The sequence below is a fragment of the Ponticaulis sp. genome (assembly GCF_029210165.1).
Classification (GTDB): Bacteria; Pseudomonadota; Alphaproteobacteria; order Caulobacterales; family Hyphomonadaceae; genus Ponticaulis.
In genome coordinates this window covers 1,596,042-1,620,680 of sequence record NZ_JARGNT010000001.1, presented here as the reverse complement: position 1 = coordinate 1,620,680, position 24,639 = coordinate 1,596,042, and the positions used below count along the sequence as shown (strand labels likewise).

22 protein-coding genes are annotated in these 24,639 nt (G+C 55.5%); 9 read left to right on the top strand and 13 right to left on the bottom strand.

Annotation, left to right across the window (positions count from 1 at the left end):
* Positions 1-150 precede the first annotated feature (150 nt).
* The 3 genes from P1U45_RS07955 to P1U45_RS07945 all read right to left on the bottom strand — a co-directional run bounded on the left by P1U45_RS07955 (position 151) and on the right by P1U45_RS07945 (position 6,979).
* Complete coding sequence (locus P1U45_RS07955; protein ID WP_301058587.1) at positions 151-3,633, bottom strand: S8 family serine peptidase; 3,483 nt, start codon at positions 3,631-3,633, stop codon at positions 151-153.
* A 463-nt stretch (positions 3,634-4,096) separates the two neighbouring features.
* Positions 4,097-6,166, bottom strand: a complete 2,070-nt coding sequence (locus tag P1U45_RS07950) for a redoxin domain-containing protein (protein WP_301058586.1) — start codon at positions 6,164-6,166, stop codon at positions 4,097-4,099.
* Between the two features lie 102 nt (positions 6,167-6,268).
* Positions 6,269-6,979 (bottom strand): redoxin domain-containing protein, encoded by a 711-nt coding sequence (locus P1U45_RS07945; protein WP_301058585.1) that lies wholly within the window; start codon positions 6,977-6,979, stop codon positions 6,269-6,271.
* A 130-nt stretch (positions 6,980-7,109) separates the two neighbouring features.
* Here P1U45_RS07945 and P1U45_RS07940 point away from each other — a divergent pair, with 130 nt between their 5' ends.
* On the top strand, positions 7,110-8,132 hold the full coding sequence (locus P1U45_RS07940; protein WP_366144990.1) for a ligase-associated DNA damage response exonuclease: 1,023 nt from the start codon (positions 7,110-7,112) through the stop codon (positions 8,130-8,132).
* On the opposite strand, the gene P1U45_RS16660 is transcribed toward P1U45_RS07940, so the two are convergent.
* Positions 8,114-8,395 carry a helix-turn-helix domain-containing protein gene (locus P1U45_RS16660; protein ID WP_366144989.1) on the bottom strand — a complete coding sequence of 94 codons (282 nt, stop codon included), beginning with the start codon at positions 8,393-8,395 and terminating at the stop codon, positions 8,114-8,116. The genes P1U45_RS07940 and P1U45_RS16660 overlap by 19 nt on opposite strands.
* Positions 8,396-8,507: 112 nt before the next feature.
* Between P1U45_RS16660 and P1U45_RS07935 the strand changes: the two genes are divergently transcribed.
* The 4 genes from P1U45_RS07935 (at position 8,508) to P1U45_RS07920 (ending at position 12,275) form a co-directional block, all read left to right on the top strand.
* Positions 8,508-9,059 carry a carboxymuconolactone decarboxylase family protein gene (locus P1U45_RS07935; RefSeq protein ID WP_301058583.1) on the top strand — a complete coding sequence of 184 codons (552 nt, stop codon included), beginning with the start codon at positions 8,508-8,510 and terminating at the stop codon, positions 9,057-9,059.
* A 62-nt stretch (positions 9,060-9,121) separates the two neighbouring features.
* Positions 9,122-10,093, top strand: a complete 972-nt coding sequence (locus P1U45_RS07930) for a trypsin-like serine protease (protein WP_301058582.1) — start codon at positions 9,122-9,124, stop codon at positions 10,091-10,093.
* A 44-nt stretch (positions 10,094-10,137) separates the two neighbouring features.
* The gene (locus P1U45_RS07925) at positions 10,138-11,769 is read left to right on the top strand and encodes a cisplatin damage response ATP-dependent DNA ligase (protein WP_301058581.1); all 1,632 of its coding nucleotides are present in this window, start codon (positions 10,138-10,140) and stop codon (positions 11,767-11,769) included.
* 17 nt (positions 11,770-11,786) lie between these two features.
* Positions 11,787-12,275 carry a cupin domain-containing protein gene (locus P1U45_RS07920; protein WP_301058580.1) on the top strand — a complete coding sequence of 163 codons (489 nt, stop codon included), beginning with the start codon at positions 11,787-11,789 and terminating at the stop codon, positions 12,273-12,275.
* Here the strand turns inward: P1U45_RS07920 and traF are convergent.
* Complete coding sequence (gene traF / locus P1U45_RS07915; RefSeq protein ID WP_301058579.1) at positions 12,272-12,730, bottom strand: conjugal transfer protein TraF; 459 nt, start codon at positions 12,728-12,730, stop codon at positions 12,272-12,274. The genes P1U45_RS07920 and traF overlap by 4 nt on opposite strands.
* Positions 12,731-12,918: 188 nt before the next feature.
* Between traF and P1U45_RS07910 the strand changes: the two genes are divergently transcribed.
* Positions 12,919-13,746, top strand: coding sequence for a mechanosensitive ion channel domain-containing protein (locus P1U45_RS07910; RefSeq protein WP_301058578.1), 828 nt, complete (start codon positions 12,919-12,921; stop codon positions 13,744-13,746).
* Between the two features lie 97 nt (positions 13,747-13,843).
* Positions 13,844-14,230 (top strand): hypothetical protein, encoded by a 387-nt coding sequence (locus P1U45_RS07905; protein WP_301058577.1) that lies wholly within the window; start codon positions 13,844-13,846, stop codon positions 14,228-14,230.
* On the opposite strand, the gene P1U45_RS07900 is transcribed toward P1U45_RS07905, so the two are convergent.
* Positions 14,231-14,572, bottom strand: a complete 342-nt coding sequence (locus tag P1U45_RS07900; protein WP_027441539.1) for a P-II family nitrogen regulator — start codon at positions 14,570-14,572, stop codon at positions 14,231-14,233.
* Between the two features lie 361 nt (positions 14,573-14,933).
* Here P1U45_RS07900 and P1U45_RS07895 point away from each other — a divergent pair, with 361 nt between their 5' ends.
* Together P1U45_RS07895 and P1U45_RS07890 are read left to right on the top strand one after the other, a co-directional pair.
* On the top strand, positions 14,934-15,830 hold the full coding sequence (locus P1U45_RS07895) for a response regulator (RefSeq protein ID WP_301058576.1): 897 nt from the start codon (positions 14,934-14,936) through the stop codon (positions 15,828-15,830).
* Positions 15,827-16,789 (top strand): hypothetical protein, encoded by a 963-nt coding sequence (locus tag P1U45_RS07890; protein WP_301058575.1) that lies wholly within the window; start codon positions 15,827-15,829, stop codon positions 16,787-16,789. Before P1U45_RS07895 ends, P1U45_RS07890 begins: the two co-directional genes overlap by 4 nt.
* A 6-nt stretch (positions 16,790-16,795) precedes the next feature.
* On the opposite strand, the gene P1U45_RS07885 is transcribed toward P1U45_RS07890, so the two are convergent.
* The 7 genes from P1U45_RS07885 to P1U45_RS07855 form a co-directional block, all read right to left on the bottom strand.
* Complete coding sequence (locus P1U45_RS07885; protein ID WP_301058574.1) at positions 16,796-17,770, bottom strand: NADPH:quinone oxidoreductase family protein; 975 nt, start codon at positions 17,768-17,770, stop codon at positions 16,796-16,798.
* A gap of 62 nt (positions 17,771-17,832) precedes the next feature.
* Positions 17,833-18,528 carry a phosphate regulon transcriptional regulator PhoB gene (gene phoB, locus P1U45_RS07880; RefSeq protein WP_301058573.1) on the bottom strand — a complete coding sequence of 232 codons (696 nt, stop codon included), beginning with the start codon at positions 18,526-18,528 and terminating at the stop codon, positions 17,833-17,835.
* 29 nt (positions 18,529-18,557) lie between these two features.
* Positions 18,558-19,244: a phosphate signaling complex protein PhoU gene (gene phoU / locus P1U45_RS07875; protein ID WP_293609605.1), complete on the bottom strand. Its 687-nt coding sequence runs from the start codon at positions 19,242-19,244 to the stop codon at positions 18,558-18,560.
* A gap of 17 nt (positions 19,245-19,261) precedes the next feature.
* Entirely contained in the window at positions 19,262-20,080 is an 819-nt protein-coding gene (gene pstB, locus P1U45_RS07870) for a phosphate ABC transporter ATP-binding protein PstB (protein ID WP_301058572.1), read from the bottom strand.
* Entirely contained in the window at positions 20,080-21,816 is a 1,737-nt protein-coding gene (gene pstA / locus P1U45_RS07865) for a phosphate ABC transporter permease PstA (RefSeq protein WP_301058571.1), read from the bottom strand. The genes pstB and pstA overlap by 1 nt, the downstream gene beginning before the upstream one ends.
* The gene (pstC, locus tag P1U45_RS07860) at positions 21,803-23,029 is read right to left on the bottom strand and encodes a phosphate ABC transporter permease subunit PstC (RefSeq protein WP_301058570.1); all 1,227 of its coding nucleotides are present in this window, start codon (positions 23,027-23,029) and stop codon (positions 21,803-21,805) included. The genes pstA and pstC overlap by 14 nt, the downstream gene beginning before the upstream one ends.
* Positions 23,030-23,103: 74 nt before the next feature.
* Positions 23,104-24,573, bottom strand: coding sequence for an ATP-binding protein (locus P1U45_RS07855; RefSeq protein ID WP_301058569.1), 1,470 nt, complete (start codon positions 24,571-24,573; stop codon positions 23,104-23,106).
* Between the last annotated feature and the right edge of the window lie 66 nt (positions 24,574-24,639).

Genomic DNA, 24,639 nt, shown 5'->3' with positions numbered 1-24,639 from the left:
CCCCGACAAATGAAAATATCGTTTTCCCACGCCAAAAGCGTGAGCAGGTTTGTTGGGGTGGTCAACACGAATGATACAAAAGAGCCCGCCGAATACAAGTATCGGCGGGCCGTTATTCTATCTATAGTTTAGGTAATTCTATTCCACGATTTAGTAGCGAATAGCAAACCGCGCTCCGACCGCGTAATCTGTTTCAGATTCATTTGCGATCGGCCTCTCATTAAACTCGACACGAGAGAACGCAGAGACTTCAGCCATACCGGCCATCAGAGCAGTGCCGTAGCTCGCTTCGAGGTTATAATCGCGACCCGTGTCAGCCACGCCCCAAGTCTGGGAGACAAGACCGAGCTCTCCGGTTTCACGGTTCACAACTTCGAGCGTCGTAAACTCAAACGACCCGGCCTCAACGTGCAGAGGCTGTGCAAGGCTCAGGCGGAATGTGTCGTGATCACCAATCAAACCATCCTTGCGAACACCGATCACGAACGCGGTCGATGTCAGTCCCTCATCGCTCAGAGACAGCGCACCGTCAGCAAAGCTGGTGCCGCGTGTTTCGCCAACCGTTGCAGACAGGCCGAGCTGAATGCCGAATGGAAGATCGACATCAGAACCAAGTGTCACAGCATCGGTAACGCTACCGCCCTCAAGCGAGAGGAAGCCCGTACCCTGACCGCCCAGAAGGCTGTCACGCTCAGTGAGCTGAGTATAATCGACAGAGAGGTTCAGGTGATCGGTCAGCGCATAATTCATAGAAATATTCGCCGCACTCGCATTGAAGTCGACCAGATCATCCGCGTTATAAACGCGCTGGCCAGTCAGCGGATCGATGTACGAATGATCGTCAGACGCTTCGGTCACGCTTGCAGAGATCGACAGGCGCTCGCTCACAGCGAACTGTGTAGAGGCATAAGTGCCACCAGATGCGAGCCCCAGAAGCGGGTTCACACCACCGGTTTCAACGTCAAAGTCCGAATAAAAGCCGAAGACCGGGTTTGAGCTGAGGCGCGCCGCGCCATCACCATGACCAAAGCGGAATGCAGTCTGGCTTTCAGGCGCAGAGAGCATGATGTCTGTCTGGAACGGAAGCTCACCTTCACGCAGATCAGAACCCGGCGTATACGGCGCGGCCTGCATAGACAGAGCCCAGTCACCATTCAGACCAAGGTTGACCGAAGTGCTTTGAACGTCGCCGAAGTTTGAACCTTCGCTCGCCCAATCAACGAAACGCTGATGCAGGTGACGCTGGAAGCGGCGATCGTGCTCGACACCATCAATAACGGATTCTGTTCCGTAGAGCTGGGTAGATAGCGGGATCCGGAAGTCACGGAATGTATCGCCAACGCTTTCAAGCGCGACAACATACGCGCCGTCATTTTCAAGCTGCAGCACATCAGAACGCAGATAAGCACGACGTATCCATCTCGCGGACTTACCGCGCCAACCACCGATAAAGTCGCCATCACCGTCATGATCAGCGTAGAAGCGCAAACGGTCCCAGTTCAGAGGTGAAAGAGCCCCCTCAACGTTCAGAAGACCCCAGCCATAAACTTCGTCAACGCCCTCTTCGCCGAGGTCAGTTGCTGACCGGAGGATCACATCAACGGTTTCTTCCGCATGATCTTTCCACCATGGCCACGCACCATGGATCAGTGCTGCCGTACCAGAGACCAGAGGCGCAGCGAATGACGTACCCGCCTGACGCATAACACCGCCATTGCCATCAGATACGAGGATAAATTCGCCCGGCGCGACGATGAAATTATTCATCACCGCACTGCAATCGCCATCAACAATAAAGCAGGCATCGCCCGGCGTATTGGACCAGTCTGCGATCTCACCATCAAAGCCGAGTGCACCAACAATGATCAGCTGTTCAAGGCTACCATCATCCGCCCATTCGACGTCAGTGCCGGCCACACCTTCATTGCCAGCCGCTTTAATGAAGACAACGCCTTCATTGTCGACGCCAGAAATGATGTCTGCCCACTCTTCGGAGATCAGTGTTTCAGGAACACCAAGAGACATGTTGATAATGCGCGCACCATTGTCGACGAGCGCGTGCACACCAGTTTCAACGTCTTCCCAACCTGCTGTCAGGGTTTCATCAAACGGATTGTAAACCGCAACGCTCGCATTAGGCGCGATGCCCATAATGCCGACGCCATCGTGAGGCGCGACCAGAAGGCTCACAACCGCTGAACCGTGTGTAGACGTATCCGCCGTGTCGTAACCGCCGGAATAAATTACATCATGTGTCAGCAGAGTCTCATCTGTGACGCCGAAGTCGAGAAGACCGATGACCGCCTGCGTGTTGTAATCATGGTCCTGCGTAAGCGCTGGAGACCAGTTGATCGTTGGCATCCAGCCATCAACAATGTCGATACCGTTGAACATCATCAGACCGTCATGCCAGTCGACGAAGAACTGGGCACGCTCTACCGCAGAAAGCTCGGCGAGAGACGCCGGATCAGTCGGATCAATGCCATAACGTTCGAAGATTTCCTGAGCGAAACCCGACCAGAAATCCTGACCGGTATGGAAAGCGACGAGCGGTGCATATTGATCCTGGCTCAGATTATAGAATGAGCCGAGATCTGACAGAAGCTGCGCATAAGCTTCTTCATTGCCTTCGAACGTGTCGAGATTGCCCCAGAAGGTATCCAGATTACCCCAGAAAGTATCGAGGTTACCCCAGAAGGTATCAAGATTACCCCAGAACGTGTCGAGATTACCCCAGAAGGTATCGAGATTGCCCCAGAACGTATCCAGGTTACCCCAGGTCGTATCAAGATTGCCGTTAAAGGTGTCGAGATTACCCCAGAACGTATCGAGATTGCCCCATTGCGGGTCTAACAGACCGTAATAGGTCTCAGCATCATATCCGTCCGGCACCGAAAAGGCGACATAGAAGGTATCGAGATTACCCCAGAACGTGTCCAGATTGCCCCAGAATGTATCCAGGTTACCCCAGAGCGCTTCCGCAGGGTTTCCATCAAATGTGTCGAGATTACCCCAGAAGGTGTCGAGATTGCCCCATTCCGGAGACGCCTCACCACCGAAGGTATCGAGATTGCCCCAGAAGGTATCAAGGTTACCCCAGAACGTGTCCAGATTGCCCCAGAAGGTATCGAGATTGCCCCACTGAGCGGTTGAATCGCCAAATGTATCCAGATTGCCCCATTGCGTGACGATCACGCCATCGAAGGTATCAAGGTTACCCCAGAAGGTGTCGAGATTACCCCATTCCGCAGACGCATCACCACCGAATGTATCAAGGTTTCCCCAAAACGTATCGAGGTTACCCCAGAACGTATCAAGATTACCCCATTGGGCCGCCGCGTCACCATTAAAGGTGTCGAGATTGCCCCAGAAGGTATCAAGGTTTCCCCAGAAGGTGTCGAGATTGCCCCAGAACGTATCCAGGTTGCCCCACTGACCGGACACATCGCCCTCGAAAGTATCCAGGTTACCCCAAAATGTATCCAGATTGCCCCATTGCGCAGTTGCGCGTGATGCATACGGAGATGCGTCAGCGGCAGCGACTTCATAGCTATCTTGCGCATGCGCGACAGAAAGGCTGCCTGCGGCGGCAAGAGAAACAAGTGCGACGGATGAATACAATACAGTTTTCATTACGGTGCTCCACGGCGCAGCCCCACGCGCCAAGGGGTCCGGATCTTCTGAACCTGGGCTTACAGTTTACTTCACCCTCCATAATGCAGCGAAAAATTGAAAAGGTAAACCTTTCGTTAACCATGCGACGCAAGAAAATTAACGTAAACATGTGGATAACTAAGAAAAGTTAACAGGAACACGGCGTATTTTCGAGGCAATTTGCCGGAAAGGTTAATAAATACGAAGATTAAAAGGTTAACAGAACTTCGAAAACCGTTAACGAATTACTTAAAATCGATCAAATCACGTAAAATACAAAATATGAACACGTTTTTGTCTTACGCTATAGACGTCTATGCTTCAAAGCAAAGCACCAGTCGAAATGGAATATAATCTTCGGCCCAATATTACCTGCAAGAATAAGAAAAGGGCGACGCAATAAAGCGCCGCCCTCTACTGATCAGAAATTGTGCAATCTGGCCTATTGTTGACCGCGTGCACGCATCATCCGGTTCACCGTGACATATTCTTCCATGTCTACAGAGCCGTTTCCGTCGAGATCCATACGGCCAAAGCCGGCGCGCATACGGCTACCAAGCATGCCAGTCAGCTCATCTTCAGTGAGCTGCCCGTCCATATTATCGTCCATAGCAGTGAACATACGCGTCTCATTCATTTCAGCTGACTGGTGATCGAGACGGTTGTCCGTCGTCTCACCGACCCAGCGGAAAGACAGTGACGTATAGAGCATTTCTTCAAAGCTCTGTTCGCCCCACGTCACCTGAATGTTCGGATCAGGGTTCGCCGCATTGGCGCTGGAGTTGTCATAGACATAATCCGAGATCAGGCGTGATCCCGCCGGAATGGAGACCGGCTCCTCAAACTCGTAGCCACGCTGCCAGTTGAAGTCATATCGCGGCAGAGACAGAAGCGTCTCTTCAGTACCATCCGGATACTGGATACGCAGATCGGACGCATAGCCACGATAGTGCGCATGCGGGAATGCGGAGATCAGTTCTGCGTCGTACGGGAATTCCAGATACGCCGTTTCAACGTGACGCGGCTCGTTTGCCGGAATGTCGAGGCTCGCATCCAGAATAACAACGGTCCGGTTCAGAAGCTCCGGTTGTTCCTGGAAGTAAAAGCCGATCTGTGTCTGATCGACAATTTCACGGCCCACTGGCGTGTAGTGCATCTGGAAGCCGATTGCGCCGCCCGCAGGGAATGGCACGCCGGAGTTTTCCTGCGCCACTGTGGATTCAGCGCCCACAGCATAGCCGCCGGTTGAGAATTCCCAGAGCGAGGTCGAACCGCGCCCGTCTGCAGGCACTTCAGACATATAGCCCGACAGCACGTGGTGGACGACCTCGCGATTGCCCGCGCGAATGGTCGTAGCGCGCAGCCATGTGTCTTCTGTCAGAGGGTTCTCAACGACCGGATAAGCATAATCGACAACACCTGTTGCTGGCACGTTGTAGGCCGGAAGCGTCAGGATCAGATCAGGCTCGCCAAGCGGCCAGTCCGGCGCATGCAGATCAAGACCCGCAAGCGGGTCTTCGCCCTCACCGCGCGGCGCGCCAGCTTCAACCCAGTGAACCAGCGTCTGCGTTTCTTCAACAGTCAGATCACGCGCATTGTGGAATGTGCCGATAGACGGGTCAGCATGCCAGGGCGGCATACGATCCGTGCGAACCACTTCGCGGATCATCGGCGCCCAGCCCTGAATGGTTTCATAATCGGTCATCGCCCAGGGGCCGATACCGCCCTCCTGGTGACACTCAACGCAGTTCTCGCGCAGGATTGGCGCAATCTCTTCAGCATAAGAGATTTGCATATGCTCTTCGTGATTACGCTGCTCAGGGAAGTTGATCATGCAACCGGCGCGAATAGCAGGCGCCTCAACCGTGACCTCTTCGCCGGCGATAACCTGCGATATCGCATCCGCCGCAAAGTGGTTGTTCGCTTCATTGCGTTGACGCTCGTAGGTCTGGCGGTCATTCAGCGCGCCATAATAGACAACTTTAAAGCCCTGCGCTGGGTCAAGCACATAAACCTGCGCTGTACGGTCATAGCCCATGGACTCGCCAATAAGCTGGGTCACGTCATCAAGGATCGGCATATCAATGCCGTAAAGCTCTGCGTCAGCAGCGATCTCGTCACGGTCATCCTGAATATTGGAGTTGATCATGTAGAACTGAACGCCCTGATCGGCGAACTGGTCGCGCAGCGCTTTGTAATCGGTAACAGCATTACGGACGATCGGGCAGCCGACACCGTGCGTCATCAACACGACCGCAGGTGCGTCAGCATGATAGAACAGCTCGTGGCTGTCGCCATTATGGTCGATCAGACGAAAGTTATCGATATATTCCGGCGGGCCGCTGACAGGTGTCGCAGCCGTCGCCATAACCATGCCGTCATGGCCGGAGTGATCCATGGCGGAATGATCCATCGCCGCATGGTCTTCTCCGCTTTCTTGCGAACATGCACCTAGCAAAAGCGCAGTGAACGCAGTCGCGACAAGCAGATTACCTCGTTTAAAAACAGCCATAAGGCTACCTCCCGTATATTATTATCTGGAGGTAGCTATATCAAATGTAGTGGCCAACACTCAAGAGAAACCCGAGTAAAACACTAAAGATAGGGCAAGTGATCAGAGAAAATTGATCATACATCCCGCTCTGATCGCAGGTGCCGTTACGGTAACCTCTTCGCCAGCCAGCATCTGGTTCAGAACCTCTGCCGCGAAATGATTCTGAGCTTCATTCCTTTGGCGCTCATAAGTCTGACGATCATTGAGCGAGCCATAATACATGACGCGGAAATCATCTGACGGGTCCAGCACGTAAATCTGGGCGGTCCGGTCATACCCCATCTGACGGCCAACCGACTGATCTTCGTCATCCAGAATTGGCATGGTGATGGAATAGAGCTCGGCATCTGCGGCCAGCTCGTCCATATCATCCTGAATGTTGGAATTGATCATGTAAAACGGGATGCCCTGATCCTCGAACTGTGCAGCGAGCTCTTTATAATCGGTCACGGCGTTGCGCACGATCGGGCACCCGACACCATGCGTCATCAGAACCACCGCTGGGGCATCGGAATGATCACTCAGCGTGTGCGCCTGACCGTCACTGCCCATCAGAGTAAAATCAGCAACATGGTCCGCAGCGCCATAAGACGGCGTATTCGCATTTGCCATTTCCATGCCTTCATGACCGGAATGATCCATGGACGCATGGTCCATCCCATCATGATTCATGCCTGCATGATCGTCTGCGCCCTGATCAGAACATGCCGCCAGCGCCAGCGCGGAAACCGCCGTCACGAATAAGAGCTGAGATCGCTTCGTAAAAGACATTCGCCTTCCTCCCATACATTTATGAGAGCAGACTATATAAATAGTGCGTATGTCACTCAAGGTGTCTTCCGTGACACTTTACGTCACATGCAGGCAGGACATGCGTGCCCTGACGCACTATATCTACACGATGCGATCACCGGACCAGCTTCTGCACCCCACCCCTGCGGGCCTTTATTGCCCGGTCGGTGATTTTTACATCGATCCGGTTCGCGCGGTTGACCGCGCCGTCATCACACATGGCCATGCAGACCATGCCCGCGCAGGGCACGGCGCCGTACTCGCAACACCTGAGACCATCAACATCATGGCGGCGCGCTATGGCGAGGACTTCACGGCTAAGCGCCAGCCAACAGAACTTGGCGAAGTGGTCAGTATAAATGGCGTGGATGTGTCGCTCGCACCGGCAGGGCACGTGCTCGGCTCTGCGCAGGCCGTTGTTGAGCATAAGGGCCTTCGAATGGTCTGCACGGGTGATTATAAACGCCGCCAGGACCCGACCTGCACGCCCTTTGAACCCGTGCCATGTCACGTCTTCATATCGGAGGCGACTTTTGCTCTGCCCGTCTTTCGTCATCCAGACGACCGGGAAGAAATCAGAAAGCTGCTGCACAGCCTTACCACCTTTCCTGACCGCGCCCATCTGGTTGGGGTGTATGCGCTCGGAAAAGCCCAGCGTGTCATCTCGCTTATCCGCGAGGCAGGCTATCACGACACCATCTATATTCATGGCGCACTGAAATCGCTTTGCGACCTTTATGAGGAGCACGGCATTTCACTTGGCAGCCTCGAACCCGCAACGCTTGAAAAAGGTGTCGCCAAAGAAGAACAGGCGAAATTCGCAGGCAAGATTGTGATGGGCCCGCCATCCGCCTTCCGCGATAAATGGGCACGGCGCTTTCCAGACCCGATCACCGTCTTCTGCTCAGGCTGGATGCGCATCCGCCAGCGCGCCAAGCAAAGCGGCGTCGAACTACCAATTATTTTATCCGACCATGCCGACTGGGATGAGCTCACGCAAACAGTGCGCGATGTGAACCCGCAAGAGCTCTGGGTGACGCATGGCCGCGAGGATGCGCTGTGTCGATGGGCAGAACTCGAGGGCTATAGCGCCCGCCCGCTTCGCCTTGTCGGCTATGATGAGGATTCCTGAAGACCCGCTTCCCATTTTTTTGCGAACGTATTCATCGAAGCAAGATGAACCGACAGGTCCCGCCCGCTCTCTGTAAGCTGGAAACCAGCTTCACCTAAATACAGAAACCCCGCCTCCCGCAGTGACTTGGTTCGGGCGTTCAATGTGGTTGGTGAGACCTTATCACAAGCCTCCTGAAGCGCTCTGAAAGTCCTTGGACCATCCCTCAACTCCCAGAGAATTCGAAGCGTCCATCTCTGCCCAAGAATGGCCAGCAGGTTCATGATTGGCTGAGAACTCTTCTGCACCATGACGGACTCTTTTTCAATTTCGGCTTGACGCTACATATTTTGTAGCGTTTGATTGCTACAAAATATGTAGCATAAGAGGTCTCCAATGTCCAACATTCTTGCGCCGGTATCTCCACCTTACTCCAAACCGATTTCCGAACGACTCGGCCAATATCCAAAGCGAGACGGATATCTTCTGAAACTCTTCCGCGTTTTTGCGAACTCGCCGCGTTTCCTCGCCAAGGGAGTTCCAAATCTTCTGGATCGGGACAGCCCGCTTTCCATGCGGTGTCGTGAAATCATCATTCTTCGGGTTACTGGCCTGATGCGCTGCGAATATGAGTGGGGCGTTCACATCACCGCTTTCGCAGATCATGTCGGCCTAAGCGAAGAACAGCGGGCTGACACATGTGAACCTGCCATCAACCCATCATTATGGAGCGAAACCGAGTGCCTGCTTTTACGCATTGTCGATCAATTGATCAGACACGGCGGCCTCGAAGATGTTGCGCTTCAGGCATTGCGCGCAACATGGACGTTGGAGCAACAGCTGGAAATCTGCGCGCTCATCGGCACATATCACACGGTGTCGAATGTCGCTAACATAGCTGCCCTGTCCCCCGAAACCTTCAGCGCGCGCTTTCCTTCCCAGATTTAACGCGCGGGTGAATTGACGAAGCCGTCAGTTTGGCAAAAACTCTCCCCAAAGGAGATTGCCCGTTGAAACGCCTCGGCTTCGTTTTGCTTCTCACTGGCACAGCCATACTCGGCTCTGCCACAGCTGATGATGCGCGCGTCGAGACCGATATGCAGGAACACTTCCTCCGGCTTGAAGGCAATTTTCATCCATGCGGCCCTACAGCGACCGCGGAAGAACTCGCGAGCCCCGACTATCTGAAATATGAAGGCAAAATGGACGCCGCACCCCTTCCGGAGCTGCGCAACCGTTTTCACCCACCATCAGCGCGCGACCTTCCCGGCATCGTAAAAATGGAACGCGAGACCGACACAGAAGACTTCGACGTCGCCTCCAGCCACTGCTCTGCCACGCGCATTTCAGAGAACTGGTTTCTTACCGCAGCGCACTGCCTGACGGGCAGTTTTGACCGCATCGTCCTGCGCGCCAATTCGCAGCAACTCTCATCGAACGAAATCCAGCGCGTGGAAGTCGATTTTGCCGTGTGCCATGGCAGTTTTTCAGGCCAGACCGACAATTATCGCAACGACATCGCGCTCGTACATGTCGCCGATGACGATATAGACCGGCTGGTCAACGTACCGCCTGTCGCCTGGGGCCAGACCTCACGGCCATTCTCCGAGAAATTCTATGAAACCGCCCGCGTCGGTGGTTGGGGCGCGCTTTCCTATTATGGAGAGCTGGCCGATATGCTCCAGCGCGAGGAAATCCATATCATAGACGTCCTGCCCGACCGTATTCGCGGCGCCACCCAGGTTTCCGGCGGCCCTTGCGTTGGCGATTCAGGCGGCCCACTCATGGTGGACGACGAAAGCGGCCATCCAGTGATGATGGGCGTCCTTTCTACGCTCATGCCGTCCGTCAGCGGCGAGATGTGCTCAGGCGTTTACGCGGTGAATTATGTAAACCTTGAAACCCAGCGCGACTGGATCAACGCCGTCATAGAGACCTGTGAGCTGGATGACGCGCTCTGCCGCCGGTCACTCTCTTACTGAAGGGCGGACCTGTCATTCTTCCCTGCCGGACTTATCTCTAGCCTATGCAGGCCTTTTCCCAGCTTCTTGATAGTCTGATCCTCACACCCGGGCGGAACGCAAAGATCACGCTTCTTTGCGACTATTTCGCGCGAACGCCTGATCCGGCGCGCGGCTGGGCGTTGGCGGCGATCACGGGCGAGCTGGACTTGAAAACAATCAAGCCCGCCATGATCCGCGCGCTCGTCTCCGAACGCATGGATGAAGAGCTGTTTCGTCTCTCATATGATTATGTCGGCGACCTTGCCGAAACGGTGAGCCTCGTCTGGCCCGAAACGCATGGCGCGAACTATTCGCCCACGCTGGATGAGATCGTTGATACGGTTCAGGACACGCCGAAAGCCAAAGCGCCGGAGCTTATCGCGCACTGGCTGGACAGGCTTGGCGCGTCTGAGCGCTGGGCATTGCTCAAGCTCGTCACCGGCGGGCTGCGCATCGGTGTCTCTGCGCGCCTTGCCAAACAAGCTCTGGCGAAGTTTGGCGGTGTAAAGGCGGGCGAGATTGAAGAGCTCTGGCACGGGCTTGATGCGCCCTATGAAGACCTGTTCGCGTGGCTCTCCGGCGAAGGCGAGAAACCCGCACCTGATATGAGCGGCGCTTTCCGGCCTGTCATGCTCGCTCATCCGCTGATCGCCAAGAAAGACCGCGATGATCCGGACGCCATCAACCCTGACATAATCACACCTGAAGCGTTTGCAGCCGAATGGAAATGGGATGGCATTCGCGTGCAGGCCGTCAGCGAGAATGGTGTGCGCCGCCTCTATACGCGCACCGGCGATGATATCTCTCACACCTTTCCGGATGTCGTCGCCGCAATGGAATTCGACGCCGTTCTGGATGGCGAACTTCTGGTCAGAAAACCGGATGGCAATGTCGCGCCACTCAATGATCTCCAGCAGCGCCTGAACCGGAAAACCGTCTCTAAAAAGATGCTGTCTGAACGGCCTGCCTTCATACGCGCTTATGACATTCTCCATCATGGCGAAGAGGATTTGCGCGCCCTCACCTTCCGCGAACGCCGCGCAAAACTGGAAGCACTGCTCGGCACGTCGCCGACCGACCGGTTTGATGTCTCCCCGCTCGTAGAGGTCACGGATGCAGCAAGCCTCAACGCGCTACGTAACGCGCCGCCTCAGCCTGAGATCGAAGGTCTGATGCTGAAACGCTGGGAGTCGATCTATGAAGCCGGCCGCCCGAAAGGCCCATGGTTCAAATGGAAGCGCGATCCTTTCCTGATTGATGCTGTCATTATGTATGCCCAGCGCGGCCATGGCAGACGGTCCGGTTACTTCTCGGACTTCACCTTTGGCGTCTGGGCCGAAACCGATGACGGACAGGAGATCACCCCTGTCGGCAAAGCTTATTTCGGCTTCACCGATGACGAACTGAAAGAGCTCGACAAGTTTGTACGAAACAACACGATCGACAGGTTTGGCCCCGTCCGCATGGTCAAGGCCACCCGAGAGGAAGGCCTCGTCGTAGAGGTGGCATTTGAAGGCCTGAATGCCTCACCTCGGCATAAATCCGGCGTGGCCATGCGCTTTCCACGCTTCAACCGGATACGCTGGGATAAGCCTGCAGCAGAGGCCGAGACACTTGATGGTCTGAAAGAATTTCTGAGCTATAGTGAGACCTGACTTCGGGAGGGTCCAAAATGATAACACCCAAACTTCTTATTCCGGCTGCAGCGCTGTTTATGTCCGCATCAGCCTTTGCGCACGGGGCGCAGTCCGATCATGCCCATGGCGCTGAATTCGACACGGTGACAGAACCGGAACTGACAGACGGGCGCCCGACAACGCCAGGCTCACACATGATGTTGCAGGCCGCGATTGAAGCCGCTGACGGGCTGGAAGTCATTATCTCCGACGTGATCATCCCGCCAAATGCCAGCGTTCCGCTGCATGAGCATCCGGGTGAGGAATTCCTCTATGTGATTGAAGGATCCGCGCTTCACCGTCAGGAAGGCATGGACGATATGTGGCTGTCGGCTGGCGACGCGTTTGTGATCACGCCTTATGCCGCGCACTCACCGATTGGCGGGCCGGATGGCGCACGCGCCATTGTCTTCCGTGTTCATGTTGAAGGTCAGCCGGAGCGCATCCTCATTGATGCAGAAACAGGTGAACCGCTGGAGGATTAGCGCCCCGTCAGAAATCCGACGAGCTGATCTGCGGTCATGCGGCCGCACGCGACCTGCCCCAACCGGCCGTCCGGACTGATCAGATACACGCATGGCGTGCCCGGCGTATATTGAAGCGCTGACAGAAGCTCGCGGCTTGACTGATAGGCCGGAATGCTCGTGCGGTACTCGTCCAGTTCACGCAGCAGCGCAGGCACACTGCCATTGCGTGAGACTGCAGCAACCTGAAGCCATGGCGCGCGGTCGCGTTGCAGCTCTTCAATGTCGCGAAACTGGATGGCGCACCACGGGCAGCCCGGCTGGAAGAGCACGACAAGCGTGATTTTTCCCGAATAGCTCGCAAAAGATGGCGCTTCATTGAGCGCCGTCGCGCCAAGCGTATAGATCCCTTCCGCGCTTTGAGACACAGGAACGGCTTCAGCCTGCTGGGCCGAAGACGACTGGCTAAAATTCAAGACCAGCGCCGCGAAAATCAAACTCAACACCAAACGCACACCACGACCTCCATGCGAGCATTTGAACCTAGCAGAGACCAGTTAAGAAACAGACCAGCAAACACAGCACAAAAATTTGAGCCTGCCTTTTGCAAAACGACACAAACTCGCGTTAACCAGAGCAGGTAAACCAATCATAGGAGTTCAGAATGGAATTCGACCCTCAGGCAATTTGGGACCAGTACGGCGTACTGATCGTAAATGGCGCATTGAACGTAATCGGCGCTATCATCCTCTTGATCATCGGCCTTCGTATTGCCGGCTGGCTTGCGGGCACAGTTCGCAATCAGGCCTCTAAGCGCGAGAATGTTGACGATACACTCGCCAGCTTCTTCGCATCACTTGTGCGCTGGGGCGTGACGGCCGCCGTTGTCATCGCAGTCTTCGGCATTTTCGGCATTCCAGTCGCATCCTTCGCCGCAGTCCTCGGTGCTCTGACCCTCGCCATTGGTCTGTCCATGCAGGGTGCGCTCGGCAATATCGCGTCCGGCGTAATGATCATGCTGTTCCGCCCGTACAAGCTGGGCGACTTCATCGAAGTGTCTGGCGTGTCCGGTTCCGTGAAAGATATCAACCTGTTCCAGACGGTTATCGCGACTCCAGACAATAAGAAAATCATGATCCCGAATGGTCAGGCCATTGATGGCGTGATCACCAATTATTCCGGCTACACAACACGTCGTTGCGACATCGTCTTCGGCATTGATTATGACGATGACTTCGATAAAGCGATCGCGATTCTCAAAGAGATCATCGCCGCTGACGAACGCATCATGAAAGATCCGGAACCTTTTGTACGCGTGACTAATCTGGGCGACAGCTCTGTCGATATCACCTGCCGCCTTTGGTGTCAGGCCAGCGACTACTGGCCGATCAAGTTCGACATGCTGGAGAAAGTGAAAAAGTCCTTCGATACGCAGGGCGTTTCCATTCCTTACCCGCACACAACTATCGTCAAGAAAGACGCTGCGGCATAAGCCGCACAAAATCAGAGTCTAATAAAGGCCGCCGCTCTGGCGGCCTTTTTTCTGCCGCGCTCCGCCCTTACCTATAAGCCATCGCGGAGAGTAAGGCATGTCAGAGACCACAAACACCCAGCCCCCACCGGACTTCCCTCCATTTCCGGAGGAAGCTCAGGTGCCGCCACCTGTTAGTACACAGACAAGCGCGCCCAAGCCGAAGCGTCCGCTACTGGCGCGTATCTTTGCCATTAAGTTCTGGGCAGCGATCCGGCTGCTCGCACTCTGCGTGCTCGTCGGCCTGATTATGCAAGTCGGAGATTTCGCGCAGGATCCTGGTCAATTCTCGTTCGTGAGCTTCTTGCAGGATGTCTGGCAGAGCATGTTTGCCGGCCTGTTCTGGGTGATCAGCCATGGCTGGAAGCCCGCCCTGCTTGGTGCACTGGTCGTACTTCCAATCTGGGTATTGTGGCGGCTGGTGAGCCTGCCCTTCAGGCGCTGACTAGATCAGCGCCTTCTCGTCGCGTTCGCCAGTACGGATACGTACAGCACCGGAGAGTGACGTGACGAAGATTTTGCCGTCGCCGATTTTGCCGGTTTCAGCCGTCTGCGTGATCGCCTGAAGCGCGGTTTCCAGCATTGTAGATGGCACCGCCACTTCGATCTTCACTTTCGGAATTTCTTTCACTTCGTATTCCGCGCCGCGATACATCTCTGTCTGACCGCGCTGCCGACCAAAGCCTGTCACCTGACTTGCCGTAATCCCCGTAACGCCGAGCTCTGCGAGTGCCTCGCGAACCGCTTCATACTTGTGCGGACGGATGATGGCTGTGATCAGGCGCATCGGAAATTCCTCTTCATGAACAAGCCCAAGATAGACAAGACGACGGATCGCCTCTGAACGAGACGGCAGATCATCCTGACCACGACGCCAGGCATCAACCTTCTGTCCGAACTCTTTTGAAGCGACCAGCTGAATGCGCTGGTCCAGTTTTTCACTATCAGACACGACTCAATCTCTTGAAACTAACTAAAATACACTTTGATCAACTTACACACCTTTACTCATTTTGCAAGGTGGCCCGCCCGGTAATTGCCGGTTTCTAACGGCCGCGTTGATTTCTGTTAAATTTGATCGTCTGGCGTTGATGAATATTCACCCCGCTCTGGCAGAAGGGAATGATCGAACATTCCGGCAGGACGATATGACCAAAGACACAGGCAAACCGAAAAAGCATTACAATCCCGCAGAAATCGGGATTGTACTGGGTGAATCCAATAACTATGCGCGCGCCATGATCAATGAAGTTTTGCGCAATATGGGCTTCACAAAAGTTTACCCTGCCGCGACGGCTACCGAAGTCATTGAGGCAATCAATGTCTGGCATCCACGCGTCGTCATCACCGAAAACCTGCTGCCTGACATGAATGGCACCGAGATGGTCCGCCGTATGCGCCACAATGATGTCGTGTCTGACCGTAGCGTGCCTGTGATCATGATCACCAGTGACCCGCGCGTGGAAACCGTTAAAGAAGCTCGCATGGCTGGCGTTGATGAATTTGCAGCCAAGCCGATCTCACACGCAACCATCAAGGAACGTCTCGATGAGGTCATCCTGCGCCCTCGCCCGTTCATTGAAGGCAAAAACTATATTGGCCCATGCCGCCGCCGTAAGCGAAGGCTGGAATATCGCGGCCCGCTGAAACGCCTGTCTGATCCGCTGGACGCAACCGATCAACAAGCTGACCGTGAGTTTCACCAGAACATGCTTGTCCAGTGCGCCGAACGCCTGACGACACTCGCAAAATCAATCGATCCACGTGATCGCGGCGGTGTACGCACGCTCTACAATACCGCCAATGAGGCCAATGATATTGCGAAGAAAATCGAGGACGAAGCCCTCGAACTCGCGACCGTTTGCGTGGCCCGTTACATTGAAGGCGTCGGCGCAAGCGGCGCACTTCAGGCGCAGGTCATCTCCGCACATATGGACGCAATCCGCCTTCTCCTGTCCGCTAAAGGCGGCAAGTCACACGCCCGGCTCGAAATCGCGCAGGGCCTTGAAAAAATTGTTAAACGGAAACTTCGCGAAGCAGCATGACCGGTTCAGTATTGTCCCCCGCCCGGATTCCGCGTGATTTTGTCCCGCAAGAAGTACGGATTTTGATGCTGGAAGACAGCATCCACTCACGCTCGGTCATGATGGAGGTGCTTCGCGGCATCGGCATTCAGAACGACCACGTAATGAGCCGTAATGCGCTCGAATTCCTTCAGGAAGAAAATTACAGTTTCCCGGCAGACATTGTTCTGATCATTCATTCGCAGGAAAATCCGGTTGATCTGAGCCTGATCCAGAAACTGAGACGCCTGCCAAACCCAATGCTATCAGAGCGCCCGTTTATTTATCTGTCTGCGATAGCAACGATGACCAATATTCGCGGCGCACGTGATGCAGGTGCAGATGAGTTCGTCATGCGTCCTGTTTCTTCCAGCCAGTTGCAGAAAAAGTTTCGCGCCGTGATCGAAACCCCACAGGTCTTTGTATCGACTAATAAATATATCGGCCCGTGCCGCCGCCGACAGGAAGATATGGAGCCACCTCGGCGCCGAACAGAAGACAGCAGAAAAGATAAAGAAGAAGGCCGACCGGAAGCTGCCGGCGCCGAGGAACTTAAATTCGCGGTCAACGAGCTTCTGAATTCGGACTTCGCACCGGCTCCGATGCGCCAGAGCATGACCGAGCGTGTTCGCGCCATTGCCGCACGAACCATGCAGCAAGCAGAACAACAAGGCGATACGGCCCTGCACCAGACCGCAACAGCAGTTCGCTTTTATCTCGACGGCATTGAAGGCAAGGAAGATCCTGAAGCTCACGTGCTTGAGATCAGCATCCACGCGCTCACCCAGCTCTCCGTCCTGCCAGACACGGATGTGGAAGCCCGCAAATCTGTCGGCACACTGATGACGGTGGCGGTTCAGAAGAAACTGGCGGCCTACCAGAAGCGGCGACGCCAGGTGTCTCGCACACCAGCGCCCCCTCAAAAACGCCAATCCGGCTAGGTTTTGTCAGGTCGTCAGCACAATCTTGCCGATCACATCACGGCCCGTCAACATTGAGAGGCCCTTAGCGGCATCATCCAGCGAAAGCTCTGCGTGAATACGCGGACGTATTAGTCCGTCTTCGGCCCAGGCCTGAACCTGCGCCATATTTTCACGGCCCTTCTCCGGAAATCTGCGGCCATATTCACCCGCGCGAACACCAACAACCGAGAACCCTTTGATCAGGGGGATATTGGTTTTGATTTCGGCGATGCGACCGGACATAAAACCGACGACCAGAAGGCGTCCGTCAAACGCAATGCAGCGGGTCGATTCATCGAATACATCACCGCCAATCGGATCAAAGATCACGTCAGCGCCGCGTCCATCGGTCAGCTCTTTCACCTTCTCGCGGAAGCCATCGCGCAGATTGAGGACGTGATCTGCGCCAGCTTGCCTAATGGCGTCCATTTTGGAGTCGCGCCCGGTCGTGGCGATGACCGTCGCGCCGAGCAGTTTGCCGACCTCAATCGTCGCCATACCGACGCCGCCACTTGCACCATGCACCAGAAGGGTTTCGCCCGCTTCAATGCGCGCCCGACGAACGAGCGATACATAAGCTGTCAGATAAGCCGCGCCGAAGGCTGCGCCTTCTGCATAGCTGTAAGCTGCCGGAACCGGCCTCAGCCCGTCTTCCGCGGCCGTCACAAATTCGGCAAATGCACCGGTTTTAGCGCCGCCGCAGACCCGGTCGCCAATCTTCCATCGGGTAACGCCCTCACCGGTTTCGACCACATCGCCGGCAAACTCCATGCCCACGGTGAAAGGTAGCTCCGGTTTGAACTGGTACTTGCCCTGACACATCAGAATGTCTGGAAAATTGAGGCTCGCCGCGCGCACCGCAATCTTCACCTCGCCCGCCTCTGGTGACGGTTCTTCGATGTCAGTCAGCAATGCGCCAGACAGGTCTTCACTTATAGTTTTGCAGACGAAAGCTCTCATACGGCCTGTTCCTCCCAGACCGTTATCTGTGATCATTTCACCTGAAAGGCAAATGTAAGCGCCTACAGGTCTTTCGGCGGAACGAAAGAATATCCGGCCGAACGTACGGTGCGGATCAGGTCCACATCAGAGTGTTTGTTCAGCGCTTTACGCAGGCGGCCAATGTGAACATCTACCGTACGCGCCTCAACATATACGTCCGCGCCCCAGACAGAATCCAGAAGCTGTTCACGTGAGAAGACACGTCCCGGACGCTGGATCAGATAGTCCAGAAGACGGAACTCGGTCGGGCCGAGATGCAGTTCCTGTCCATCACGCATTACTGTGTGCGACGAGCGGTTAATCTCAACACCCGCGCAGCTCTGCACGTCTTCTGCAAGGCCAGGACGGATACGGCGCATGACCGCGCGAATACGTGCCATCAACTCGGTGGTGGAGAATGGCTTGGCGATATAATCATCCGCGCCGGTATCAAGGCCGCGAATACGGTCAGATTCTTCGGTTCGCGCTGTCACCATGATGATCGGCAGATTGCGCGTCTCAGAGCGGGACCTCGTCTGGCGGCACACTTCAATGCCCGTCACTTTCGGAAGCATCCAGTCTAGCAAAAGCAGATCCGGCGCACGCTCTTTCATCATGACCAGCGCTTCTTCCCCGTCTTTAGCAACGCCGACTTCATAGCCTTCACGTTCCAGATTGTAGCGCAGAAGCTCAACCACCGGATCTTCGTCTTCAGCGACCAGAATGTAAGGTGTCATCGTATTCCCCATACTCACACAATTTCCGTCTATTCGAGATCCGACAGTTTCGGACGCGCCATAGGCATGTCCTCGCCGGTCACAAAGAAATGAACCACTTCAGCGATGTTGGTGCAGTGATCACCAATTCGCTCGAGATTTTTAGCGATGAATAGAAGATGCGCGCCCTGCGATATTTTGCGCGGGTCTTCCATCATATAGGTGAGCACCTCACGGAACATGCTGTTATAGTGCTCGTCGATTTCTTCATCATGCTGCCAGACATCAATTGCTTCCTGCGCGTTCTGGGTGGCATAGGCATCAAGAACCGTATTCAGCTGCAGACGAACCGCGCGCGACATGCGCTCAACGCTTTTCTGTCCGGTTGCACCATGCTCCTCGCCCATGGCGATGAGGCGTTTGCAGACATTCTTTGCAAGATCGCCAATACGTTCCAGATCGTTAGAAACTTTCAATGCCGCGATAATGCCGCGAAGGTCCTGCGCTACAGGCTGACGGAGCGCCAGAAGACGTGTGATCTCGCGTTCAAGACGGGTTTCCAGCGCATTCACTTCAGCGTCTCGCTGGATAACGCTTCGCGCCAGTTCGCTATCGCCGCGCGCAAACGCCGTCGCCATATCCGTGATCATCGCCTCGGCCATGCCGCCCATACGCAGGACGTCGCTTGTCAGAGCGTTGAGTTCACTGGTGAAGGCTTTAAGTGTGTGCGATGGCACTTTTCGTCTCCTGAAATCTAGCCGTAACGGCCGGTGATATAGTCATGCGTGCGGCGGTCTCGCGGATTGGTGAAAATCTGCTCCGTCGTGCCCGTTTCTATCAGCTTACCACGATCAAAGAAGGCCGTATTCTGCGAAATCCGGGCCGCTTGAGACATGGAGTGGGTCACAATTACGATACAATAATTCTGGCGTAGCTCGTCGATCAGCTCCTCAATGCGTGCTGTCGCGATCGGGTCGAGCGCAGAGCACGGCTCATCCATGAGAATGATCTCCGGATTGATCGCGATTGCCCGCGCGATCACCAGACGCTGTTGCTGACCACCGGAAAGCGATGTGCCGGGCTTGTGCAAACCGTCTTTGACCTCTTCCCAGAGACCGGCGCGGCGCAGGCTGGTCTCGACAATATCTTCCAGCTCGGTGCGCGTCGCAGCAAGGCCGTGGATCTTCGGTCCGTAAGCAACATTCTCAAACACAGTTTTCGGGAACGGGTTCGGCTCCTGGAAGACCATGCCGACGCGCGCCCGGAGCATGACAGGGTTCACATTGCGCGCGGTGACATCTTCCTCGTCGATCCGGATTTCGCCAGTCACAGAACACCCGGAGATCGTATCATTCATGCGGTTGAGACAGCGCAGGAAGGTGGACTTACCACAGCCGGACGGACCGATAATCGCCATTACCGACTTGTCTGGAATGTCGATATTGACGCTATCAATCGCCATCGCGCCGTCATAGCTGACGGTCACATCACGAACACGCACCTTTACGGCTTGCTCTTGCGGGTCGGCTCCGGCGTGAGCTGGAGCTGCAGATGGCAGGATCGGATCGCTCATCATTTCTCATACCTCAACCGCATCAACACCGCCAAACCGTTCAGCACCAGCATGACGAGCAGCAGAATAATGATCGCCGCAGACGTCATCGGCTCCCATGCACGTTCGGCGCGTGTGGACCATTGGAAAATCAGAACCGGCAGCGCTGTAGCGCGGTCTGTCGCGCCTTGCGGCATCTCTGCTACGAAGGCCACCATGCCGATAAGTAGCAGCGGCGCGGTCTCGCCAATCGCCTGAGCCAGACCAATAATAGAGCCTGTCAGAATGCCAGGCGCGGCCATAGGCAGGACATGGTGATTGACGGTTTGAAGACGTGTTGCGCCCATAGCGAGCGCAGCCTGCCTTACGCTACCCGGTACCGCACCCAGCGCAGCGCGAGATGCAATAATGATCGTCGGAAGCGTCATCAGCGCCAGCACAATACCGCCCACAAGCGGCCAGCCACGACCAAGCCCGCCACCCAGACGGAACACACCGTCCACAAACGGAATCGGAATGATCACGCCATTCACGAAGATCGCCGCGCCCAGAAGACCAAAGACAATCGACGGGATCGCGGCGAGATTATTGATGTTCACCTGAACAAAGCTCGTCCACCGGTTACGCGGCGCGAATTCTTCCAGATAAACTGCAGCGGCGATGCCCACCGGCACAGCCAGCCCCATCGTCACCAGAATGATCATAATCGAGCCGACAAGGCCTGAGAGAACACCGGCAAACTCGGCATCCGAAGAATCGGCATTGCTGAAAAGCGCGCCATTGAAATGCGAGCTAATACGGCCCGCCGTCTGGAAACGCTCAAGGACGACAATCTGCGCATCCGCAATGGAGCGCTGGGATTCTGGTTGTTCGATGAACAGAATTTCGCCGCGCTGACGGTCAGGGTCCAGACCGGAAATCACCGGCTCGGCTTCTATCATCTCGCCTGAAATAGAGACTGCTTTCATCCAACCCTCGCCAGAGCGGAACAGAACGCTCGGCGTAAACTCATCCAGCACAAGGCGCTCAGCGTTGAAACGCGCTTCAAAGTCCGACAGGCGCGCTTCAATCAGCTCGACTCTGTGTTCAGCCCCCGCCAGGCGCGTAGCAAGCTGACGATCACCCGGCGCCGCTTCTGCCTGACGCGCGAGCCCATCACGCATGCGCAATGCAGGCTCGAACTCGCGGTGACGAATGGTGGATATCTGTTCGCGGTGCCAGCGCTGGATCACCTGCATCGCGCCAGAAAAGTCACTCTCGATACGCTCGCCTGCCTGATCATAGCCGCGCCCGTCAAACCGATGCACGGGTGTTGCCAGACCTTTCAGATACCGGTCTGCCTCATCGGACACAGGCACGCGAACTGGGTAAGTTGCGGACAAATCCACGCCTGAGGTTTGCAGCGCCTCTGTAATATCTCCGGCAGCCAGACGGCTGACCAGTTGGGACATTTCAATCCGCACATCACGGTCGGCCGGATCGCCCGCCATGTTCTGAACAGCGCCGCGAATGCTGCGATACACCGAACGCGAGTCCGTATCTGTCAGCTGCAAATCGAGCGACACCTCATGGCGGGTGAACGCGCTGCGGGCCTCGAATGTGATGGAAACAAGCAATGTCACCAGCAATGCAAGCGCAATAAAAATGGCCAGCAGTCCATAATAACGGAAACGCTGGTCGGCGCGGCTGCGCTGCTTCATTCGTTTCAGAAATGCCGGATTTTGCGAAATCGGTGTGTTGAGATCAGAGGCCTGCATAACGCTTCCTCTGTCTGTCTACGATCCACTGGGACACAAAATTGAAGAAGAGCGTCACGACAAACAAGGCCGCACCAAGCGCAAAAGCAGAGAGCGTACGCGGATTGTCGAACTCAGGGTCGCCTGTCATCAGCGCAACGATCTGAACCGTAACGGTGGTGATGTCTTCGAACGGGTTGGCCGTCAGATTCGCCCGCTCACCGGCAGCCATCACGACGATCATCGTCTCGCCAATAGCGCGGCTAGTCGCTAGCAGCATGGCGGCCATCAGCCCGGGAAAGGCGACTGGCAAGACAATGTGCTTCATCATTTCAGCGCGGGTTGCCCCAACGCCGAGTGCGCCATTCTTCAGCTTTTTCGGCACCGTCCTCAGAACATCGTCAGAGAGAGACGACACGAACGGGATGATCATAATGCCCATGACCAGCCCGGCCGCGAGCGCGCTTTTGGGCTGGGCCGTCAACACATCCATGCCGCCATTCAGCGGACGCAGAACATCATTCACGGCAAGCCCGAGCTGGCGCACAAGCGGCGCAACGACAAGAATTGCGAAGAAGCCGTATACGACTGTTGGAATACCGGCGAGAATTTCCAGAACCGGCTTCAGAACACGGCGCTGTCTTGGGCTCGCATACTCCGACAGGTAAATCGCACAGAACAAGCCAACTGGCGCGGCGATCAGAAGCGCGATGAAGGCAATGAAGAAGGTACCGAAAAAGAGCGGCACCGCACCAAAGGCTGCAGAGGTTTGCGCGCTCCATTCAAGGCCAAAGAAGAACTCGCTCGCACTCACGCCATCGCTGGCGAAGAAGCGGCCGGTCTCAAAAATGAGCGACAGCACAATCCCAAACGTCGTCAGCACGGCAACGCCGCCGCTGGCCATCAGCATCCACTTTATCAACCGCTCTACGCGTAGCTGCATGGAAACTTCCGGCCTGATCTGCATGCAGGTGTAAATCGCGCCTGCGACAGCAATCAGGGGCAGACCGATCGCGACCACATCCTCCCGGATTGGAAAGAACCAGGCGATCAGACCGGCCAGCATTGTCGGCGCTAATGCCCCCAACGCACAATACCAGCCATAATAGACCGACAGGGATGACAGCTGACGAGAGTGCACGCGCGACAACCGGGCCGCCTGAAGGCGTCCGGCTAGAAATGCGGTGAAGACGATCAGTACGACCGCCGCAAATATGTTCTGCGCTATTGGCATGCACACACTAAATCAGGGTCCGAAAGCGCCGGAACCTAACATCGCTTCACGACGTTTTTATTTCAGTATGCCGATTAGTTTTCACTTAGATCTGAAGTGATATTTTCGCTTTTGGAATCAGAAGCTTGAGCGATCATAGGCAGCCAGATTCCGAAGGCAGAACCTCGCCCTTCTTCACTTTCCACCATAAGTCCGCCGCGGTGACGGGACACGATGTGCTTCACAATCGCAAGGCCCAGCCCCGTTCCGCCGACGCTTCGGTCACGCCCTTCATCAACCCGGTAGAACCGCTCACCAAGTCGCGGAAGGTGTTCACGCGGAATACCGTCGCCTTCGTCGCTTACGCGGAAGACGGCAAACTGTGCATCCGGCTCGGTCCGGTTCTGAACGATGGAGATGCGCGCAGCATTCGGCCAACGACGCCCTGCAAAGGTACGGGCCTGCTCGATCGTCAGCCCTGCCGAAATTTCTACACGCACAGTGCTACCGGCTGGCGAGTATTTCATCGCATTGTCGATCAGGTTCTGAATGACCTGCACCAGTTCATCACGGATCGCATAGACAGGTGCTTCATCAGCAGAGCGAATAAGCTCCAGCTCTGTGCCTTTCTCCTGCGCGACAGGCACAAGGGCTTCGACGCCTTCGGTTACGATATGCGCCAGATCAACGCGCTGGTTCGGGCGAAGGTGCTCATTGAGCTCAATGCGCGACAGAGACAGAAGATCATGAATCAGGCGACGCATACGCTCTGTCTGCCCGTACATGATTTCAAGGAAGCGGTCCCAGGATGCAGGGTCGTCTTTGGCCGGGCCGCGCATGGTTTCAATAAAGCCCGCGAGCGAGGTCAGCGGCGTACGAAGCTCATGGCTCGCATTGGCGAGAAAGTCTGCACGCGCCTTCTCTGCGCGGCGAAGCTCCGTCAGCTCGTCCAGCGCAATCAGAACAAGGTCCTCACCGAGCAAGGTGAGCTTCTTCAGTTCTACACGGAAGAACTGATCCGGCGTGCCGGCAATCTCGATCTCTAACGGATCAGGCTCAGCGCCGCGCCCAATCTGCCCAAGTCGCTCAAGCACATCAGGCCGGCGGATAATCGGCGAGCCAAGACCATGTTTAGGCAGGCGGAACACATCCCCGGCCATCTGGTTGCTGGCAATAATGCGACCATCAAAGCCGCAAATCAGAGCAGGCTCCGGATAAGCCGTCAGAATGGAGATCAGGTCTTCACGAACCTTTGATACCGAGTAGGAGGACGCGCTTTCACGTGAACTCTGAGGTCGCGCGACCGCAGATGATTCGGCGTTGCCGCGCCCCCGCGCGTCAGGCTCTGTCGAAAGGAAATACGCAATGCCTGCGAAACAGAAGATGAGAAGCGACACCAGAACTTCTGACAGAACAAGCGAGCCCGACATGAACAGTATCAGAAGAATCAGCAGGCAAATCAGAGACATAACGCCAAAATCGCGCACACGATGACGGCCCTCTGGTGAAGGCGCCGGTGCTTTCGCCGGTTCGGGCGTGGCGTCGATATTTTCGTTCAGACTCAAATCCGGCTCGTTTTCATATCTGCCAGTGTCATTCAAATGGCACAGTGCCTGTTTATTTCCCAGAAC

Coding starts and splice junctions, on each gene's coding strand:
- P1U45_RS07955 (WP_301058587.1), bottom strand. CDS start 3,633: ATGAAAACTGTATTGTATTCATCCGTCGCACTTGTTTCTCTTGCCGCC.
- P1U45_RS07950 (WP_301058586.1), bottom strand. CDS start 6,166: ATGGCTGTTTTTAAACGAGGTAATCTGCTTGTCGCGACTGCGTTCACT.
- P1U45_RS07945 (WP_301058585.1), bottom strand. CDS start 6,979: ATGTCTTTTACGAAGCGATCTCAGCTCTTATTCGTGACGGCGGTTTCC.
- P1U45_RS07940 (WP_366144990.1), top strand. CDS start 7,110: ATGCGATCACCGGACCAGCTTCTGCACCCCACCCCTGCGGGCCTTTAT.
- P1U45_RS16660 (WP_366144989.1), bottom strand. CDS start 8,395: ATGAACCTGCTGGCCATTCTTGGGCAGAGATGGACGCTTCGAATTCTC.
- P1U45_RS07935 (WP_301058583.1), top strand. CDS start 8,508: ATGTCCAACATTCTTGCGCCGGTATCTCCACCTTACTCCAAACCGATT.
- P1U45_RS07925 (WP_301058581.1), top strand. CDS start 10,138: ATGCAGGCCTTTTCCCAGCTTCTTGATAGTCTGATCCTCACACCCGGG.
- P1U45_RS07920 (WP_301058580.1), top strand. CDS start 11,787: ATGATAACACCCAAACTTCTTATTCCGGCTGCAGCGCTGTTTATGTCC.
- P1U45_RS07910 (WP_301058578.1), top strand. CDS start 12,919: ATGGAATTCGACCCTCAGGCAATTTGGGACCAGTACGGCGTACTGATC.
- P1U45_RS07905 (WP_301058577.1), top strand. CDS start 13,844: ATGTCAGAGACCACAAACACCCAGCCCCCACCGGACTTCCCTCCATTT.
- P1U45_RS07900 (WP_027441539.1), bottom strand. CDS start 14,572: ATGCGCCTGATCACAGCCATCATCCGTCCGCACAAGTATGAAGCGGTT.
- P1U45_RS07895 (WP_301058576.1), top strand. CDS start 14,934: ATGACCAAAGACACAGGCAAACCGAAAAAGCATTACAATCCCGCAGAA.
- P1U45_RS07890 (WP_301058575.1), top strand. CDS start 15,827: ATGACCGGTTCAGTATTGTCCCCCGCCCGGATTCCGCGTGATTTTGTC.
- P1U45_RS07885 (WP_301058574.1), bottom strand. CDS start 17,770: ATGAGAGCTTTCGTCTGCAAAACTATAAGTGAAGACCTGTCTGGCGCA.
- phoB (WP_301058573.1), bottom strand. CDS start 18,528: ATGACACCTTACATTCTGGTCGCTGAAGACGAAGATCCGGTGGTTGAG.
- pstB (WP_301058572.1), bottom strand. CDS start 20,080: ATGAGCGATCCGATCCTGCCATCTGCAGCTCCAGCTCACGCCGGAGCC.
- pstA (WP_301058571.1), bottom strand. CDS start 21,816: ATGCAGGCCTCTGATCTCAACACACCGATTTCGCAAAATCCGGCATTT.
- pstC (WP_301058570.1), bottom strand. CDS start 23,029: ATGCCAATAGCGCAGAACATATTTGCGGCGGTCGTACTGATCGTCTTC.